Raw genomic sequence first — 18,766 nt, 5'->3', positions numbered from 1 at the left:
TCGCCTGTTCGAAGCGGCCCGGCCGGTGGGTCCGGCCGGGCCGTGAGTGAGGGAAATCAGGGCTGCAGGCCCACGAGGCCGAACACCCGCTCCGCGTCCTCGGCGGGGATGACGTCGCGCGCCGGGGTGAACTCTTCCGGCAGCAGCTTGGCGCAGGCCGCGTCCTCGATGCCGATATTGGGCACGCCGCTGAACTCGCACTGGATCACCTGGGCTTCGGGCGAGAGCAGCCAGTTGGCGAACACCAGCGCGGCGTTCTTGTGGGCCGCCCCTTCGGGCACGGCGAAGCCGGCGCTGGTCACGTGGCTGAGGCCCTCGGGGCTGTACATGCCGATCGGCGCCCCCTGCTCGCGCACCGCGGCGGACTGGCTGGGAATGGTGGGCACCAGGATGTCGAACGCGCCCGCGGCCACCTGCTGGGAGGCGGAGGAGGCGGTGCCGACGATCTCGGGCTCATTGGCCATGAAGCCGGTAAACCACTCGTCGCCATAGAGCCGCTCCATGTTGAGCAGGAAGGAGACCTGGTTGGCCGAGTTGCGCGGATCGACCAGGGCGACCTTGTTCTTCCAGCGCGGATCGGCCAGATCCTCCCAGGAGGCGAGGTGGGCGTCCAGATCGTCCTGGCTGACGGTGTCGGTATTGTAGGTGACGAGCTGGATGTCGTTGGAGAAGATCTGGTAGCTCGCATTCTCGGGGGTGACGATGATCTGCTGCTCGCCCAGCACCGGCAGGTTTTCCGGGGTCAGCGGCACGAACAGTTCCGGGCGCTCCTGGAACAGGGCGGAGGAATGCGCCGCCAGCAGATCGGCCTGGGTGACGCCGGCATCGTGCTCGCTGATGAAGCGGGTGAACAACTGCCCGGAGGGCAGGCGGATATGGGTGACGCGGATCTCGGGGAAGCTGGCCTCGAAGGCGGCGATCTTGGCTTCCATCTCCGCATCGGGCGAGGAAGTATAGACCAGGACTTCCCCTTCCGCCTTGGCGGCGGCCAGGATGTCCTCGGGCGACTGGGCCAGCGCGCCGCCGATCTGGGCGAGGCTGGCAAAGGCGGCGAAGGCGATGGGCAGTGAGGCTGATTTCATGATGAACTCCCTTTTCGGGGACGCTTAGGAATATCGGCGATGCGTGACAAATAGAGAGTGTCGGGCTAGATATAAACGATCCTTATATCACTTTTCCGGGGCGCCGGGCGTGGCCGACCCCTTCCATAGGAAAGCACGCGATGACGACGATCGGGGACGGCGCTTCCCTCACCCTGTCCTGGCGGGAACTGCTGGAGCTGGCGGAGGGTTTTCTCACCGCGCACGGGCTGTCGCCGGAGCAGGCGCGGGCGCTCGCCCTCTCATTGTGCCGGGCGGAGCGCGACGACAGCCGCTCGCACGGATTGCAGCGCCTGCCCGGTACGCTGGAGACCATGGCCCATCCCGCCTTCAACAGGAAGGCCGATCCGCGCGCCGAGATGCTGACCCCGGCCATCATCCGCGTCGATGCCGATTACGGCTTTTCCAGTCTTGCGGTCGAGCGCGGCCTGCCGCCGCTCATGGAAGCGGCGCGGAGCCTGGGCATCGCCGTTCTGGCGGTCAATAACGGCTTTCACGCCACCGCATTGTGGCCCGTGCTCGAGGAGATCGCGGCGCAGGGCCTGGCGGGGCTGTCCATGAACCCGACCCATGACTGGGTGGCGCCCGCCGGCGGCAGCGGCGGCGTTCTGGGCACCAATCCCATCGGCTTTTCCTGGCCGCGCCGGGGCCGTCCGCCCTATGTCTTCGATTTCGCCACCAGCGCCGGGGCGCGCGCCGAGATCGCCCTGCGCCGGCAGCAGGGCCGGGCGCTGCCGCCCGGCTGGGGCCTCGACCGCGAGGGCCGCCCCAGCACCGATCCCGCCGCCGTCCTCGCCGGCGCCATGCTGCCCTTTGGCGGCCACAAGGGTTCGGCCCTGGCAACCATGATCGAATTGCTCGCCGGCCCCTTCATCGCCGACCGCACCAGCCGGCAATCGGCCCTGTTCGATGACGGCGCCCGCGCCGCGCCCTGCCATGGCGAATTGATCGTCGCCTTCGATCCCGTCCTCGTCGGCGCCGCTTCGGGGCAGGGAAACGATGCCGAGGCCGCCGCCGAGGACCTCTTCGCACGTATCGAGCAACAGGGCGGGCGGCTGCCCGGCGCGCGTCGCCACGCCGCGCGGGCCCGCGCGAAAACCGAGGGCATTTCCATTTCCCGCCCGCTCCACGAGAAAATCCTCGCCCTGATGCCGTAAGCGGCCGGGCTTTCACAGCTTGATCCGGTGCCGCCCGCAACGGTTTCATCCCGGTGGTCCATGCGATGCCGCGGGAGGGAAGGGGCGCCGGAAAAGACCAGAGCCCGATGATCGCTCATCGGGCTCCCGGCTTGCTGCGAAACGAAAGCGCCCTGGGACGGCGCTGAACTCAGATCTGCTGCACGGCCTCGACGCCCGGCACGAAATGGCGCAACAGGTTCTCGATGCCGTTCTTGAGCGTGGCGGTGGAGGAGGGGCAGCCGGAGCAGGCGCCCTGCATATGCAGGAACACGGTGCCTTCCTTGAACCCCCTGAAGATGATGTCGCCGCCATCCATGGCGACGGCGGGGCGGACGCGGGTGGCCAGAAGCTCCTTGATGACTTCCACCATCTCCTTGTCGTCCTCGTCGAAGAACTCTTCGCCCGCCTCGTCGGCGGCGGCGTCGGCCTGCTCTTCGAGCAGCACCGGCTTGCCGGACAGGAAATGGTCCATGATGACGCCGAGAATGGCCGGCTTGATATGGGCCCAGTCGGTGTCGTCCTTGGTGACCGAAATGAAATCGGCGCCCAGGAACACCCCGGTCACCCCGGAAATGGCGAACAGGCCGGTGGCCAGCGGCGAAATGGCGGCGGCGTCGATCGAGCGGAAATCGCGCGGCTCGCCGGTCAGCACGTCGCGGCCCGGCAGGAACTTCAGCGTCGCCGGATTGGGCGTGGCTTCGGTCTGGATGAACATGCAATGCTCCCGCGCGTTACGATTAGAACGCTTCTAAAATAGACTTTTGGCGGCAGGATGCAAGGGGGATTTGCGACATCGGGCCGCGTGGCGGGCAGGGCGGGCATGCATTAGAAGCCCGCCATGATACGGACCTTCCGATATATCGGCCTTGCCGAGGGCGTGACCACGCTCGCCCTGTTCCTCGTCGCCATGCCGGCGAAATACTGGTTCGGCTATCCCGATCTGGTGCCCCCGGTCGGCATGATCCATGGGATCGCCTTCGTCTTCTACATCCTGGCCATGCCGGCCTGCCTGCGGGGCCGGGGCTTTACGCCCTGGGAGTGGACGCGCACTGCCCTGGCGTCCTTTTTCCCCTTCGGCACCTTCCTCAACGATCCCCTGCTCGCCCGCAAGCAGCAGCAGGCCGGGGCTCCGGCCTAACCGGGCGGGCCATCGTCCTAGCAGATGGCGATGATCTCCTCGTCGGTCATGCGGCCGGGCACGATGGTGAGCGGAATGGGCAGGATATTGGCGCGGGCGGCGAAGTGGTTGACCAGCGGGCCCGGGCCCTCGGCCGAGCGGGAGGCGGCCAGCACCAGGATGGCGATGTCCTGGTCCTTACCGATGAGGGTTTCGATCTGCTCGGGGCCGTTGCCCTCGCGCACCACGGTCTCGGTGCGGATGCCGCCGATCTCGCGGATGCGCGCCAGGCGCTGGTCGAGATTGCGCTCGGCCTCCTCCACCGCCTCGGCGCGCAGCACGTCCTCGACGCCCAGCCCGATGAATTCGGGCTTGGGCACCACGCTCATCAGCACCACCGTGCCGCCGGTGCGCTTGACCCGGAAGGCCGCGAAGGTCAGGGCGCGGTCGCATTCCTCGGTCTCGTCGATGACGACGAGGAATTTGCGTTTATATTCGACATCGGAAACCAAGCGCGCCTCCTGTTAGCCGTTAGCGGATGAAGCCCACGATGCGGCGTACCTCGTCCATGGTCGTCTCGGCGATGGCGCGGGCGCGTCCCGCCCCCTCGCGCAGCACCGCGTCGATGGTCGCCGGATCGTCGAGCAGGCGGCGCATCTCCCCCGAAATGGGCGCGAGCACCGAGACCGCCAGCTCGGCCAGGGCCGGCTTGAACACGCCCCAGCCCTGGCCGCCGAATTCGGCCAGCACGTCCTGTTTATCGCGGTCCGAGAGGGCGGCATAGATGCCCACCAGATTGTCCGCCTCGGGACGGCCGGCCAGTTCCTCCACCGCGTGCGGCAGCTCGGCCGGGTCGGTGGTGGCCCGCTTGATCTTGCGGGCGATGGCGTCGGCATCGTCGAGCAGGGAGATGCGCGACTGGTCGGACGGGTCCGACTTGCTCATCTTCTTGGTGCCGTCGCGCAGGCTCATGATGCGGGTGGCCGGGCCGGCGATCAGCGGGTCGGTCATGGGGAAGAAGGCGCCGTCCATAGCGCCCAGCCCCTCGGCGGCGATGGCGGCGGCATAATCGTTGTTGAACTTGGCGGCGATGTCGCGCGTCAGCTCCAGATGCTGCTTCTGGTCGTCGCCCACCGGCACGTGGGTGGCCTTGTAGAGCAGGATGTCGGCGGCCATCAGCGAAGGATAGGCGAGCAGCCCCAGCGAGACGTTCTCGCTGTTCCTGCCGGCCTTGTCCTTGAACTGGGTCATGCGGTTCATCCAGCCGATGCGCGCGACGCAGTTGAACACCCAGGCGAGCTCGGCATGCTGGCCGACCTGGGACTGGTTGAAGACGATGGAGCGGGCCGGATCGATGCCGGCGGCGATGAAGGCGGCGGCCACTTCGCGGGTGGCGCGGCGCAGCGCGTCGGGCTCCTGCCAGACGGTGACGGCGTGCATGTCGACCACGCAATAGATGGTCTCATGGGTATCCTGCAGGGGCACGAAGCGGCGGATGGCGCCGAGATAATTGCCCAGATGCAGGTCGCCCGAAGGCTGGATGCCGGAAAAGACGCGCTGGGTGAAAGCCATTGGAGAGCCTGGAACCTACGAAAAACCCGGTCTGGCTGTTAGCACGCTTCCGGCGCCCGGAACAATGCGCTCTCAGCCCCGGCCCAGCCGGCGCAGCAATTGCCCCAGCCTCTGGGTGCCGCTGACATGGATGAGGGTGAAATAGAGGGCCAGGCCGAACAGCACCAGCGCGGCGAGCGTCCCGGCCTGGCGCCAGAGCGGCGCATCGGCGGCCAGATGGGCGGCGCCGCGCCCGGCCAGCAGGAACAATGCCGCCCCCATGGCGAGGCTGATGGCGAGGATGGCCAATTGCGCCCGCCATTGCGGCCAGGCCAGGGCGAAGTGCCCCCGCCGGGCCAGGGTGGCGCCCAGCAGCAGCACGTTGAGCCAGGACGAGGCGGCGGTGGCGATGGCTATGCCGACATGGAAAAGCTGGGGAAACAGCCAGAGCGAGAGCCCGATATTGGCGACGACGGAGATGCCGGCGAACAGGGTGGGGGTCAGCGTGTCCTCGCGGGCGAAGAACCCCGGCTGCAGCACCCTGATCAGCACGAAAGCGGGCAGGCCGGCGGAAAAGCCGATCAGCGCCTGGGCGGTCTGGGTGGTGGCCAGGGCGCCGAAGGCGCCGCGCTCGAACAGCACCCGCACGATGGGCTCGGCCAGCGTCATCAGCGCCACCGCCGCCGGCACGGTCAGCAGCATGGCGACGAACAGCGCCTGCTCCTGGCTGGCGCCGGCCTCGCGCTCGCGCCCGCCCTTGAGGTGCCGGGACAATTCGGGCAGCAGCACGGTGCCGATGGCGATGCCGATGATGCCCAGCGGCAATTGGTAGAGCCGGTCGGCATAGGCGAGCACGGAAATGGCGTTGTCGGCGCCCGAGGCGATGATGGTGCCCACGAAGATGTTGATCTGGGTGATGCCCCCGGCCAGGATCGCCGGCACCGCCAGCGCCCAGAAGCGCCGCACTTCCGGATCGAGCCGGGGCAGGCGGAAGGCGGGGCGGAAGCCGGCCCGCTCGATCGCCGCCCAGACCAGCACCAGTTGCGCGACGCCCCCGGCCAGCGTGGCCAGCGCCACCCAGATGGTGGCGCTTTCCGGCTCCTGCACGAAGAACACTGCCAGCGGCACCAGCATGGCGATGGTGACGAGGTTGAGCAGCACCGGGGCGAAGGCGGCGGCGAAGAACCGGCCCAGCGTGTTGAGAATGGCCCCATAGGCCGCCATCACCGACATGCAGGCCAGATAGGGGAACATGATGCGGGTGAGCAGCACGGTGAGGTCGAATTTTTCCCTGTCGTCGACGAAGCCGGGCACGAAGGCCAGCATGATCTGGGGCATGAAGATCTCGGCCAGCACCGTCACCAGCACCAGCATGGCGACGAGCCAGCTCATGATGCGCGCCGCCAGGAGCTTCGCCCCCGCCTCGCCCGCCTGTTCCAGCGCCCCCGAGAACATCGGCACGAAGGCGGTGTTGAAGGCGCCCTCGGCGAACAGCCGGCGGAACAGGTTGGGAAAGCGGAAGGCGGCGAAGAAGGCGTCGGCGGCCGGCCCGGTGCCCAGGACCGCCGCCATCAGCGCATCGCGCACGAAGCCGGCGACCCGGCTCATCAGCGTCAGCGACCCCACCGAGACGAAATTGCGGAACAGGCTCATGCCCCCGCCCTCAGCCATTGCCCGGCCTCTTGTCCTCGGGCCGCTCGAAAACCCCCATCAGCGCGTCGTGGATCTTCTTCTGCCGGGCGCCGGCGTCGATCTTCTGCCCGGTGAGGTCGGTGACGTAGAAGACGTCCACCGCCTTTTCGCCATAGGTGCCGATATGGGCCGAGCCGATGGTGAGGCTGAGATCGGAGATTTCCCGGGTGAGGGCGTAAAGCAGGCCGATGCGGTCGAGGCCCGAGACCTCGATGACGGTGAATTTCTCCGAGATGGCGTTGGAGACCGAGACCTGGGCCGGCACCTCGAAGGGCCGCAGGCGCCGGTTGTGGCGCGAGACCTTGCCCAGGTCGATGAGCACCTGGCGCTGGCCCTGGAGCAATTGCCGGACCGTGTCGATGATGCGGGTGGCGCGGACCTTCTCGTCCTCGTCGGAGGTGAAGGAGCGCCGCAGGCGGAAGGTGTCGATGGCGCGGCCGTCGCGGCTGGAGAAGATCTGCGCGCCGATGATCGAGGCGTCCTGCATGGTGCAGGCCCCGGCGATGAGCGAGAGCAGGCGCGGATGGTCGGGCGTGTAGAAGCTGACCTCGGTGATGCCCTCGAAGGCCCGCACCCTTATGGAGCCGGCAAAGGGCTGGGCGGCGAGGTCGGCGGTGCGGATCATGCGGGCGTGCTCGACCTGCAGTTCCGGCTCGGCCCGCAGCCAGTAATGGTCGTAATGGCGCGCCACATAGGCGGCGACGTCCTCCTCCGGCCAGCGCGCGAGCGAGGCGGCCAGCGCCGCTTTGGCCTCCTCCACCCGGTCGACATGGCTCACCTGGCTGTGGCCGCCCGAGAGCAGCGGCTCGGTGGCGTAGTAGAGCGCCCGCAGCAGGGAGCCCTTCCAGCCGGTCCAGGTGCCCGGCCCCACGGCGCGGATGTCGCAGGCGGTGAGAATCATCAGCAGCGCCAGGCGCTGGGGCGACTGCACCACGTCGGCGAAGGCCCTGGCGGTCTCGGGGTCCTGGATATCGCGCGACTGGGCGATCTCGCTCATCAGCAGGTGATATTCGATCAGCCAGGCGACGGTGTCGGTCTCGGCCGGCGTCAGCCCGAAGCGGGGGCAGAGGCGCCGGGCGATGCGGGCCCCGGCGATGGAATGGTCCTCGGGGCGGCCCTTGGCGATGTCGTGCAGGAACAGCGCCACATAGAGCAGGCGCGTATCGTTGAGCTGGGGCAGCAATTCATGGGTGAGGGGCAGCTCGTCGCACAGCCCGCCATTGGCGATGTCGGCCATGACCCCGACCGAGCGGATCAGGTGCTCGTCCACCGTATAGTGATGGTACATGTTAAACTGCATCAGCGCGACGATCTTGCCGAAATCGGGGACGAAACGGCCCAGCACGCCGCTCTCGTTCATCTGCCGCAGCATGCGCTCGACCGAGGCCGGGCTGGTCAGGATGGCGAGGAAATGCGCATTGGCGCGCGGATCGTTGCGCAGCGTGTTGTCGATGAGGCGCAGCGAATCGCGGATGCGCTTGATGGCATCGGGGTGGAACAGCAATTCCTCCCGCCCCGCCACCATGAACATGCGAATGAGGTTGACCGGGTCCTTCTCGAAGATATCGGGCGCGGCGATGTTGAGGCGCCCGGTCTCGAGCACGAAATCGGCCTCGCCCGCGATATGGCTGCGGCCGGGCCGGAAGGGGGCGAGCACCCGCCCCACCAGGTCCATGTCCTTGGCATGGTGGAATTCGAGCGAGGCGCTGATGATGCGGGTGAGGTCGCCCACATCCTTGGCGACGAGGAAATAGCGCTTCATGAAGCGCTCGACCCCCAGCATGCCCAGCCTTTCGGCATAGCCCATGCGGCGCGCCAGCTCGGGCTGCATGTCGAAGGTCAGCTTCTCCTCGGCGCGGCCGGTGACGAAGTGCAGGTGGCAGCGCACCGCCCAGAGGAAGTCCTCGGCGCGCGAGAACAGCCGGTATTCGGCGGGAGAGAGCACGCCTTTTTCCACCAGGCCCTGGCTGGTGCGCACGGCAAAGAAATATTTGCCGATCCAGAACAGCGTGTTGAGATCGCGCAGCCCGCCCTTGCCGTCCTTGATATTGGGCTCGACCACATAGCGGGAATTGCCCATCTGCCGGTGGCGCTCGTCGCGCTCGGCCATCTTGGCGGCGATGAACTGGGGGCCGGTGCCGGGCATGATCTCGGTTTCGAAGCGCTCGACCAATTGCTCGAAAAGCGCCTTGTCGCCGGTGAGGAAGCGGGCTTCGAGCGTGGCGGTGCGCACGGTCATGTCGGCCCGCGCCATGCGGATGCACTCGTCCACCGAACGCACCGCGTGCCCCACTTTCTGGCCCAGGTCCCAGAGCATGTAGAGGATGTATTCGGTGACCTGCTCGCCCCAGGGGGTCTGCTTGTAGGGCAGGATGAACAGCAGGTCGATATCCGAGCCGGGCGCCAGCGTGCCCCGGCCATAGCCCCCCACCGCCGAGAGCGCCACGGCCTCGGCGCCCGAGGGGTTGTCGACCGGATAGACCCGCGTGGTGGCGAAGCGATGGATGGCGCGGATGATCTCGTCCTGCGCCCCCGACAGGGCCCGGGCGCAGCGCATGCCCTTGCCGCTGGCCAGCAATTCGGCCTCGGCGCCGGCCCGCGCCTCGAGCAGGGCGGCGCGCATATGGGCGAGCACCGCGGCGCGCACCTCCGCCGAGCGGGCCGGCCGGTCCCCCATGAGGGCGTCGAGCTCCTCCATCAGGGCCCCGGCGGTCCGCAGCGCGAAGGGCGGCTTTTTGGGCCGGGCCTCAGTGTCGGCGAGCGTCATCGCGGAGTTTCTTCAACTGGTAGAGCGCCTCGATCGCCTCGCGGGGGGTCATCTCGTCGGGCCGGACGGCGTCGAGCGCTTCGTGAACGGGGTCCGTGCCCTGCGGCGCCGGAGCGGGCCGGTGTGCGAACAGCGGCAGATCGTCTAGCACGCTGGCCTTCTGGCCGGAAGAGGCGGTGCCGGCGGAACGCTGCTCGAGCAGGTCGAGCACCTGCCGGGCGCGGGCGATGACCGGCTCGGGCAATCCGGCAAGCCGCGCCACCTGGATGCCGTAGGAGCGGTCGGCGGCGCCCGGCCCCACCTCGTGCAGGAACACCACCTCGCCCTCCCATTCGCGCACCTTCATGGTGACGTTGGCGACGCGGGACAGGGTCTTGGCCAGGCTGGTCAGCTCGTGGAAATGGGTGGCGAACAGCGCCCGGCAGCCGGTGGTCTCGTGCAGCGCCTCCACCGAGGCCCAGGCGATGGAAAGCCCGTCAAAGGTGGCGGTGCCGCGCCCGATCTCGTCCAGCACCACCAGCGAGCGGCGCGTGGCGCGGTTGAGGATGGCGGCGGTCTCGACCATTTCCACCATGAAGGTGGAGCGGCCATGGGCGATGTCGTCGCTGGCCCCGACGCGCGAGAACAGTCGGTCCACCACCCCGATATGGGCGGCGTCGGCCGGCACGAAGCAGCCCATCTGCGCCATGATGGCGATCAGCGCGTTCTGCCGCAGGAAGGTGGACTTGCCGCCCATATTGGGGCCGGTGACCAGCCACAGGCTGCCCCCGCCGGCCGCCTCGCTGCCCGACAGGTCGGCATCGTTGGCGACGAAGCTGCGCCCCTCGGCCTTGACCGTCAGCTCCACCACCGGATGGCGGCCGCCGCTGACGGCGAAGGCGAGGCTGTCGTCGACCTGCGGCCGGCAATAGAACCTTGTGGCGGAAATCTCGGCCAGCGCCGCGGTGACGTCGAGCTCGGCCAGCGCGTCGGCGAGGCCCTGCAGATGCGGGGTCGCCTCCAGCACGGCGCCGCGCAGCCGGGCAAAGACCGCCAGCTCGATCTCCAGCGCCGCCTGCTGCGCCCGGGCGATGCGCCCTTCGAGCTCGGCCAGCTCCGTGGTGGTGAAGCGCATGGCATTGGCCAAGGTCTGGCGGTGGATGAAGGTTTCGCGCAGGGGCGGCTCGAGCAGCCTGCCGCCATGGGCCGCCGGCACCTCGACGAAATAGCCCAGGACGCCATTGTGCCGGATCTTGAGCGAGCGGATATCGGTCTCGTCCACCAGCCGCGCCTGCAGGGCGGCGACGACGGCGCGGGTTTCCCGGCCCAGCGAGCGCTCCTCGTCCAGCCCGCCGTCATAGCCGGGGCGCACGAAGCCGCCGTCACGCGACAAAAGCGGCAAGTCGTCGTCGAGCGCCAGCGCCAGCTCCGAGGCCAGCGGGCCCGGGGCCTCCTTCAGGATGCCGGTCAGCCGCGCCAGCACCGGGGGCAGGTCGGGTTGCGCCGCCAATTGGCCGGCCAGGTCCAGCGCCGCCGCGACCGCCCTGCCGATGGCGGCCAGATCGCGCGGGCCGCCGCGCTCCAGCGCCAGCCGCGACAGGGCCCGGGCCAGGTCCGGCGCCGCCTTCAGCTCCTGGCGCAGCCGGGCGCGCAGCAGCGTGTCCTCGACCAGCCTGCCCACCGCGTCGAGCCGGGCATTGATGGCGTCGGCATCGCGCAGGGGCGCGGCGAGCCGGCTCGCCAAGAGCCGCGCCCCCGGCGCCGAGACGGTCAGGTCGATGGCGTGGCGGAGCGAGCCGCGCGCCTCGCCGCGCTGGGTCTGGAGCAGTTCGAGGCTGCCGCGCGTCGCCGCGTCGATGGCCAGCACCGCCTCGGCTTGGGCGCGCGGCGGGCGCAGCGGGGCCTGCCGTCCCTTCTGGCTGTCCTCCACATAGGCGACCAGCGCCCCCAGGGCGGCGCGGCCGGCGCGGGAAAGGCTGGTGGGGTCGAAGCCGGAAGCGGCGAAGACCCGCCGCAGCAGCGGCAGCGCCGCCTCGCTGTCCAGCGCCTCTTGCGGCAGGGTGGCGGCCAGCTCTTTCCAGGCGGGCGGAAGAAGATGGCGCTCGGCGAGGGCCGCGCTGGTGGCCTCGGTCAGCAGCAGCTCGGCCGGGGCGATGCGGGCCATTTCGTCGGCCAGGGCCTCGGCGGGCAGATCGGCGATGAAGGTTTCGCCGGTGGAGATATCGGCCCAGGCAAGTGCGAAGTCGGTCTCGCCATGGCGCACCATGGAAAGGGCGGCGAGGTAATTGGCCGAGCGGGCGTCCAGGTGATCGTCCTCGGTCAGCGTGCCGGGGGTGACGAGGCGCACCACGTCGCGCTTGACCACGGATTTGGAGCCGCGCTTCCTGGCCTCGGCCGGGTCCTCCACCTGTTCGCAGATGGCGACGCGGTGCCCCAGCTTGATCAGCCTGTTGAGATAATCGTTGGCGGCGTGGATGGGCACGCCGCACATCGGGATATCCTCGCCCTGATGCCGGCCGCGCTTGGTGAGGACGATGCCCAGCGCCGCGCTGGCGATCTCGGCGTCCTCGAAGAACAATTCGTAGAAATCGCCCATGCGGTAGAACAGCAGATAGCCGGGATTGACCGCCTTGATCTCGAAATATTGCGCCATCATCGGCGTGGGCGCCGTGGCCGTGGCGGCGGGTTCGGCCTCGAAAGGGGTCTGGTCCATGGGCGCTGGCGGTCAAGGCTCCGGAAGAAGCGCAGACCTTAGGCGGTTCGCATCGAGAATCCAACCGGCCCGCCATCCTGCGGCGGGCCGATCGCGCTTTGTGTCCAGATTTTTTTGGCGCTACTGCTCCATGGACCTGATCATCGAGGCCGGCTCGACCAGCAGCCGGTAGAGATGCCAGGTGGCGTGGCCGAAAATGGGCAGGACCACCGCCAGCCCCACAAACAGCGGCAGGGCGCCCAGGAACAGGCCCGCCCCGACGATGACGCCCCAGGCCAGGAGCGGCACGGGATTGTGCCAGACCGCCCGCAGCGAGGTTTCCACCGCCACATAGGCGCCCACGTCGCGGTCGAGCAGCAGCGGGAAGGCGATGACGCTGGTGCACAGGGCCGCCAGCGCGAACAGCGCCCCCAGCCCGGTGCCCAGGATGAGCAGCGTCGCGCCGCCCGGCGCGCCCGTCACCTGGGCGAGGAGCGCGGTCAGCGTATGGGGCGGGGCGGCGCCGAACAGGCTTTCGTAGAGGGCCTGGGCGCTGGCCAGCCACAGGGTGAACATGACGAACAGCAGCACGCCCACCGCCACGATGCCGCCCATGGCGGGGGAATGGACGACCCTGATGGCGTCGCGCCAGGAGGGGTCGAGCCCGGCCTCGCGGCGGCGGGAGATCTCGTAGAGCGGCAGGGCGGCGAGCGGGCCGATAAGCGCGAAGCCGCCCACCAGCGGATAGAGCAGCGGCCAGGTGTTGAAGCCGTTCATCCAGATGGTGAGGACGATGCCGATGATCGGATAGATCAGCATCAGCAGGACGTAATGGCTGGGGCGGGCCCAGAAATCGGCGGCGCCCCGCGCCAGCGCAAGGCCCAGATCGGCAAGGGTGATGTGGCGGATGACGGGCAGGTCCAACCTGTCGCCGGCGCCGGTCATGACGTGGATATGGGCCATCTCGGGAACTCCTCCGTCGGGGGGAGGCCGCAGGTCGGCGGCGCCGCGCATGGCCGGGCGAGACGCAGGAACTGCGGCCGCTGGAGGAGGAAGCATAGACCCGGGCCGGGGCGCTGTCGCCCCGGCTCGGCAAGAATTGATCGGCGCCCGGGCCGCCCGTCAGGCCTTGGCGAGGGCCTGCTCGATATCGGCGATGATGTCGTCGATATGCTCGATGCCCACCGAAATGCGCACCAGGTCCTCCGAGACCCCGGCCTTTTCCAGCTCCTCGGGCGAGAGCTGGCGGTGGGTGGTGGAGGCGGGATGGGTGGCCAGCGACTTGGCGTCGCCGATATTGACCAGCCGCAGGATCATGCCCAGGGCGTCGATGAAGCGGGCGCCGGCCTGTTTGCCGCCCTTGATGCCGAAGGAGAGGATGCCCGAGCCCGAGCCCTTGGAGATCTTTTTCGCCGTTTCGTGATAGGGGCTGTCGGCGAGGCCGGCATAGGCCACCCATTCCACCTTGGGATGGGCCTTGAGATATTCGGCCACCTTCTGGGCGTTCTCGCAGTGGCGCTCCATCCGCAGGCCCAGCGTTTCGAGGCCCTGCAGGATGAGGAAGGCGTTGAAGGGCGAGAGCGCGGCGCCGGTATTGCGCAGCGGCACGACGCGGGCGCGCCCGATATAGGCGGCCGGCCCCAGCGCCTCGGTATAGACGACGCCGTGATAGGAGGGATCGGGCTCGTTGAGGATGGGGAAGCGGTCCTTGTTGGCCTTCCAGTCGAACTTGCCGCTGTCGACGATGATGCCGCCGATCGAATTGCCGTGGCCGCCGATATATTTGGTCAGCGCATGCACGACGATATCGGCACCGAAATCGAAGGGCCGGGTCAGATAGGGGGTGGCGACGGTATTGTCGACGATCACCGGCACGCCGTGGCGATGGGCGATCTCGGCGATGCGCTCGATATCGACGACGTTGCCGGCCGGATTGCCGATGGATTCGAGAAACACCGCCTTGGTCCGGGCATCGATGGATTTTTCAAAACCCTCGAAATCGTCGTGGCGGACCAGCCGCGTCTCGATGCCCTGGCGCGGGAAGGTGTGGACGAACAGGTTGTAGGTGCCGCCATAGAGCTGGGAGATGGAGACGATGTTGTCGCCGGCCTCGGCGATGGTCTGGATGGCATAGGTGATGGCGGACATGCCCGAGGCCAGCGCCAGCGCCCCGATGCCGCCCTCCATCTCGGCCACCCGCGCCTCCAGCACCGCCGTGGTGGGGTTCATGATGCGGGTATAGATATTGCCCGCCACCTTGAGGTCGAACAGATCCGCCCCGTGCTGGGTGTCGTCGAAGGTATAGGAGGTGGTCTGGTAGATGGGCACGGCGGCGGCCTTGGTGGTGGCCTCCGATTCGTAGCCGTGATGCAGGGCGATGGATTCGAGCTTCATGGGGTGCCTCCGAAGGTTCTTGTTGGGCGCCACAATCCTCTGTCGACCCGGAAATGACAAGGCGCCGAAGGGGCAAGCCGTCCTCTCCCGCGCCCCATTATTGGAACGAAAACCCAAAATCCGATCCGCGGGGGCTTTCCGCGCATATCGCGTGCGGAACGCTCCCCTCCCCCTGGCAGAGAGGGGAACTGCCTATGGAAATCCGTGAGGCCGGCTCCTTCGCCTCATTGCCCACACGGCCGCTGTGCTTCCCTCGGGTCAAGCCCGAGGGAAGCCGGTGCGGGGGAGAGCCAGGAGCCAGAACGAGCCCGCCGGTCACACGAAGCGGTTGACCAGGTTTTCCAGATATTCCTGGCGGCCCGAGCGCGGCTGGGGATTGATGGCGTCGCTCTCGACCCGCGCCGCGATGTCGGCGAGGCTGAGCTTGCCGGCGAGGATGTCCCGGCCCAGCCCCGTGTCCCAGCCGGCATAGCGCTCCGCCAGCAGCCGGTCGAACTCGCCATCGGCGATCATCGCCGCGGCGCCCTTGAGCCCGCGCGCCAGCGTGTCGAGCCCGCCGATATGGCCGTGCAGCAGGTCGGCGGGATCGAGCGACTGGCGGCGCACCTTGGCGTCGAAATTGAAGCCGCCCTTGCCCAGCCCGCCCTGCTTGAGGATGAAGTAGAAGGCCAGCGCCATTTCCCCGGGATTGTTGGGGAACTGGTCGGTGTCCCAGCCCGATTGCAGGTCGTTGCGGTTGGCGTCGACCGAGCCCAGCATGCCCAGCGAGGAGGCCACCGCCAGTTCGTGCTCGAAGGAGTGGCCGGCAAGGAAGGCGTGGCCCACCTCGATATTGCATTTCACCTCCTTTTCGAGGCCGTAGCGCTGCAGGAAGCCGTAAACCGTGGCCACGTCGTAATCGTATTGGTGCTTGGTGGGCTCCTGCGGCTTGGGCTCGATGAGGATCTGGCCGGTAAAGCCGATCTTCTTGGCGTGCTCGATCACCAGCGTCAGGAACCGCGCCATCTGGTCCGATTCCTGGCCGATACGGGTGTTGAGCAGGGTCTCGTAGCCCTCGCGCCCGCCCCAGAGCACGTAGTTCTCGCCGCCCAGCTCGTGGGTCAGCTCCAGGACGTTCTTCACCTGGCCGGCGGCATAGGCGAACACTTCCGGATCGGGATTGGTGGCGGCGCCGGCCATGAAGCGGCGATTGGAGAACAGGTTGGCCGTGCCCCAGAGCAGCTTGGTGCGGCCGGTTTCCATCTTGCGGGCGATGATCTCGCCGATCTCGCGCACATTCCTGTTGCTTTCGGCCAGGGTCGCGCCCTCGGGGGCGATATCGACGTCATGGAAGCAGAAGAAGGGCACGTCGAGCAGGTCGAAGAACTCGAAGGCGACGTCCGCCTTGAGCCGGGCACCCTCCATGCCCTTGTCGTACCAGGGCCGGTCGAAGGTGCGCCCGCCGAACGGGTCGCCGCCCTCGGCCGCGAAGCTGTGCCAATAGGCGATGGCGGGACGGATATGGTCCTCCATCCTTTTGCCGGCGACCATCTCGTCCTTGTTGTAGTGCCGATAGGCCAGCGGATTGGTGCTGTCCGGCCCTTCATACTTGACCTGCGACAGGCCCTTGAAAAAATCCGTCACTGACGTGCCTCCTCGATGGGGTGATAGAGCGCGCGGAAGCGCGCATATTGGTCGGAATAGGCGGCCGACAGCGCGCTGTCGGGCGCGATGGCGGCCTTGATGGGCGGCATGGACATGATTGCCTGGGGCGAGGCCCCCTCGGCGGCGCACAGGCCCAGCCTCGCGGCGCCGAGCGCGCCGCCGAAATCGCCGTCCTCGGGCAGGGCGATCTCCATGTCGAGATTGGTGGCCAGCAGTTTCAGCCACAGCGCCGAGCGGCTGCCCCCGCCCACCGCCAGCAACCGGTCGATCCTGGTGCCGGCATCGGCCAGCACGCGCTGGCAGTCGCGCATGGCGAAGGCGACGCCCTCCATCACCGCCTGGGCCAGCTGCGCCGCATCGGTGGATTGGGAGAGGCCGACAAAGGAGCCCCGGGCATGGGCATTGTTGTGCGGGGTGCGCTCGCCCGACAGATAGGGCAGGAAGATGGTTTCGCCCGGCCCCTTGAAACCCGCCTCGGCGGCGCCGGACAGCTCGGCCTGCTTGCGGCCGGTGATGCGCGAAAGCCAGTTGAGGCTGTCGGTGGCCGACAGGATGACGCCCATCTGGTGCCAGGTGTCGGGAATGGCGTGGCAGAAGGCGTGCACCGCCCCTTCGGTATTGGGGCTGAATTTTTCGTTGGAGACGAAGAGCACGCCCGAGGTGCCCAGCGAAACGAAGCCCTCGCCGGGGCGGATGGCGCCGATGCCGCAGGCGGCGGCCGCGTTGTCGCCGGCCCCGCCGGCCACCACCACCGCGTCGGACATGCCCCAGCGGGCGGCCAGCGCCGGCTTGAGCTGGGCGGCGGGGGCCGAGCCCTCGACGAGGCGCGGCATGTGCTCGCGCGTGAGGCCGGTCACGGCCAGCAATTCGTCCGACCAGTCGCGGCGGGCGACGTCGAGCCAGAGCGTGCCGGCGGCGTCGGACATCTCCTCCACATGCTCGCCGGTCAGGAGCAGGCGCACATAGGCCTTGGGCAGCAGCACCTTCCTGATCTGCCGGTAGATGTCGGGCTCGTGCTTGCGCACCCAGGCGATCTTGGGGGCGGTGAAGCCGGGCATGGCGATATTGCCCGAAACCGTCCGCAGGCCGGGAAAGGCCGCTTCCATCTCGGCGCATTCGGCGGCGGAGCGCCCGTCATTCCACAGGATGCAGGGGCGCAGCACCGCGTCGTTCTCGCCCAGCAGCGTCGCCCCGTGCATGTGACCGGAAAGGCCGATGCCGCGCACCGCCGCCAGTTCCCTGGCATGGCTTTGTTTCAGGGCGTCGATGGCGGCGAGGGTGGCGGTCCACCAGTCGGCGGGGTTCTGCTCGGACCAGCCGGGGCGGGGCCGCACCGGCTCGACGGCGGGCGCCGAAGCCTCGCCCAGGGCCTTGCCATGGGCGTCGATCAGCAGCGCCTTGACGCCGGACGTGCCGATATCAATGCCGAGATAGGTCATGAGGCACGTACCTCAATTTTACCGGACGCAAGCATCGCACCTTCCTCCCAACGCTCGATATCGGCTTACCTGAGATTGTCGCGCAGGAAAATCCCAATTTCAATGGGGTCGGTCGCGGCATGGCGCGCCGTGCCCAGCGCCAGGGTGCGCGCGGCGGCGATGGCCTCGCGGATTTCCCCGTCCGGGTTCTGGTCCAGCACCACGTCGATGGCCCCCTCCTGCAGGCCCGCCCGGGTCGGGGTGGTCAGTTCGTGGGCGATGACGCGGATGCTCCCGGCCCGGCCCGAGGCGTCCAGCGCCGCCACCAGCCCGGCATTGCCGGCGCCCAGATTATAGAGGCCGGACAGGTCCGGGCGCTCGCGCAGCAGCGCCGCGACGAGATTTGCCGTCATCTCGGGATCGTCATGGCCCTCGAGCGGCCCGACCAGGACGATGGCGGGAAACTCCTCGGCGAGGGCGGCGCGGAACCCCTCCAGCCGCTCGGCATGGTCGCGTAGCTGCAGCGAACCGGCCACCACCCCCACCGTGCCGCCGGCGGGCAGGAAACGCCCGATAAGGGATGCGGCGGTGCGCCCGGCCGCCACATTGTCGATGCCGATGAAATGGCGGCGGGCCGAGCCGGGCAGGTCCGAAACCAGCGTCATCACCGCGATGCCGCGCCGGCAGGCCGCGTCCACGGCGGCGAGCACCGCCGCCTCGTCGCCCGAGACGATGACGGCGCAGTCGCAATCGTGCGGGCCGAGCCCGGCGAGGTCCCGCGCCAGCGCCGAGGCGTCGAGCGCCCGCACCCGGCGCAGCTCGAGATGGATGCGGTCGGCCAGCGCCAGGGGCGAGCGCCGCAGCACCGCGTCGGCGAGGCTGTCCATGAACTCATTGCCGCCATCGGGGATGAAGAACACCATTTTGAGGTCGCGCGCCCGCGCCATCAGCGAGGCGTTGAGGTCGCGCGAAAAGCCGATCCGGGCGATCGCCGCCTCGACCTTTTCGGCGGTGGCGGCACGCACGCCGGGCCGGCCGTTGAGCACCCGGTCGACCGTGGCCAGCGACACCCCGGCCGCCCGCGCCACGTCATGGACCGTCGCCCGCCGCCTCGTGTTTTCCTCGCTCAAACCGCTCCTCCCGCAGCTTTTGCCGGTGCCGCGCCAGAGTTGTGGGCCGGGACGCAAAGGTCAAGTGCGGCGTTGCGCGGCGGGGGCGAATAAGGCTACAGCTC

Annotated in this window: 14 protein-coding genes; 2 read left to right on the top strand and 12 right to left on the bottom strand. The window is 68.5% G+C overall.

The annotated features are described in order from the left end of the window. Positions 1–56: 56 nt before the first annotated feature. The gene (locus ACFOOL_RS05605; protein WP_380095653.1) at positions 57–1,082 is read right to left on the bottom strand and encodes an ABC transporter substrate-binding protein; all 1,026 of its coding nucleotides are present in this window, start codon (positions 1,080–1,082) and stop codon (positions 57–59) included. Between the two features lie 140 nt (positions 1,083–1,222). On the opposite strand from ACFOOL_RS05605, the gene ACFOOL_RS05600 reads away from it, so the two are divergent. Further along, the gene (locus ACFOOL_RS05600; protein ID WP_380095651.1) at positions 1,223–2,257 is read left to right on the top strand and encodes an Ldh family oxidoreductase; all 1,035 of its coding nucleotides are present in this window, start codon (positions 1,223–1,225) and stop codon (positions 2,255–2,257) included. A gap of 169 nt (positions 2,258–2,426) precedes the next feature. Here ACFOOL_RS05600 and ACFOOL_RS05595 read toward each other — a convergent pair whose 3' ends face one another. Next, positions 2,427–2,993 carry a NifU family protein gene (locus ACFOOL_RS05595; protein WP_380095649.1) on the bottom strand — a complete coding sequence of 189 codons (567 nt, stop codon included), beginning with the start codon at positions 2,991–2,993 and terminating at the stop codon, positions 2,427–2,429. Between the two features lie 123 nt (positions 2,994–3,116). Here ACFOOL_RS05595 and ACFOOL_RS05590 point away from each other — a divergent pair, with 123 nt between their 5' ends. Continuing rightward, positions 3,117–3,416 (top strand): DUF3817 domain-containing protein, encoded by a 300-nt coding sequence (locus tag ACFOOL_RS05590; protein WP_380095647.1) that lies wholly within the window; start codon positions 3,117–3,119, stop codon positions 3,414–3,416. 17 nt (positions 3,417–3,433) lie between these two features. Here the strand turns inward: ACFOOL_RS05590 and ACFOOL_RS05585 are convergent, their stop codons facing one another. The 10 genes from ACFOOL_RS05585 to ACFOOL_RS05540 form a co-directional block, all read right to left on the bottom strand. Continuing rightward, complete coding sequence (locus ACFOOL_RS05585; RefSeq protein ID WP_380095646.1) at positions 3,434–3,907, bottom strand: universal stress protein; 474 nt, start codon at positions 3,905–3,907, stop codon at positions 3,434–3,436. A gap of 19 nt (positions 3,908–3,926) precedes the next feature. Continuing rightward, positions 3,927–4,967, bottom strand: a complete 1,041-nt coding sequence (gene trpS, locus ACFOOL_RS05580; RefSeq protein WP_380095644.1) for a tryptophan--tRNA ligase — start codon at positions 4,965–4,967, stop codon at positions 3,927–3,929. Between the two features lie 72 nt (positions 4,968–5,039). Continuing rightward, a complete protein-coding gene (gene murJ / locus ACFOOL_RS05575; protein ID WP_380095642.1) occupies positions 5,040–6,617 on the bottom strand; it encodes a murein biosynthesis integral membrane protein MurJ in 1,578 nt (525 codons plus the stop codon). Then, the gene (locus ACFOOL_RS05570) at positions 6,610–9,405 is read right to left on the bottom strand and encodes a [protein-PII] uridylyltransferase (protein ID WP_380095640.1); all 2,796 of its coding nucleotides are present in this window, start codon (positions 9,403–9,405) and stop codon (positions 6,610–6,612) included. The genes murJ and ACFOOL_RS05570 overlap by 8 nt, the downstream gene beginning before the upstream one ends. Beyond that, positions 9,386–12,097 carry a DNA mismatch repair protein MutS gene (mutS, locus tag ACFOOL_RS05565; protein ID WP_380095638.1) on the bottom strand — a complete coding sequence of 904 codons (2,712 nt, stop codon included), beginning with the start codon at positions 12,095–12,097 and terminating at the stop codon, positions 9,386–9,388. Before mutS ends, ACFOOL_RS05570 begins: the two co-directional genes overlap by 20 nt. 120 nt (positions 12,098–12,217) lie before the next feature. Then, a complete protein-coding gene (locus ACFOOL_RS05560; protein ID WP_380095636.1) occupies positions 12,218–13,039 on the bottom strand; it encodes a DUF2189 domain-containing protein in 822 nt (273 codons plus the stop codon). A 159-nt stretch (positions 13,040–13,198) separates the two neighbouring features. Continuing rightward, positions 13,199–14,470 carry an O-acetylhomoserine aminocarboxypropyltransferase/cysteine synthase family protein gene (locus ACFOOL_RS05555; protein ID WP_380095634.1) on the bottom strand — a complete coding sequence of 424 codons (1,272 nt, stop codon included), beginning with the start codon at positions 14,468–14,470 and terminating at the stop codon, positions 13,199–13,201. 315 nt (positions 14,471–14,785) lie between these two features. After that, positions 14,786–16,093 carry a xylose isomerase gene (gene xylA / locus ACFOOL_RS05550; RefSeq protein ID WP_380095632.1) on the bottom strand — a complete coding sequence of 436 codons (1,308 nt, stop codon included), beginning with the start codon at positions 16,091–16,093 and terminating at the stop codon, positions 14,786–14,788. After that, positions 16,090–17,553, bottom strand: a complete 1,464-nt coding sequence (xylB, locus tag ACFOOL_RS05545) for a xylulokinase (RefSeq protein WP_380095631.1) — start codon at positions 17,551–17,553, stop codon at positions 16,090–16,092. Before xylB ends, xylA begins: the two co-directional genes overlap by 4 nt. A gap of 65 nt (positions 17,554–17,618) precedes the next feature. Beyond that, entirely contained in the window at positions 17,619–18,662 is a 1,044-nt protein-coding gene (locus tag ACFOOL_RS05540; protein WP_380095629.1) for a LacI family DNA-binding transcriptional regulator, read from the bottom strand. Between the last annotated feature and the right edge of the window lie 104 nt (positions 18,663–18,766).

The sequence above is a fragment of the Devosia honganensis genome (genome assembly GCF_042648785.1).
Classification (GTDB): domain Bacteria; phylum Pseudomonadota; class Alphaproteobacteria; order Rhizobiales; family Devosiaceae; genus Devosia; species Devosia honganensis.
The sequence above is the reverse complement of the archived record's forward strand: the minus strand, read 5'-3'. Positions and strand labels throughout refer to the sequence as shown.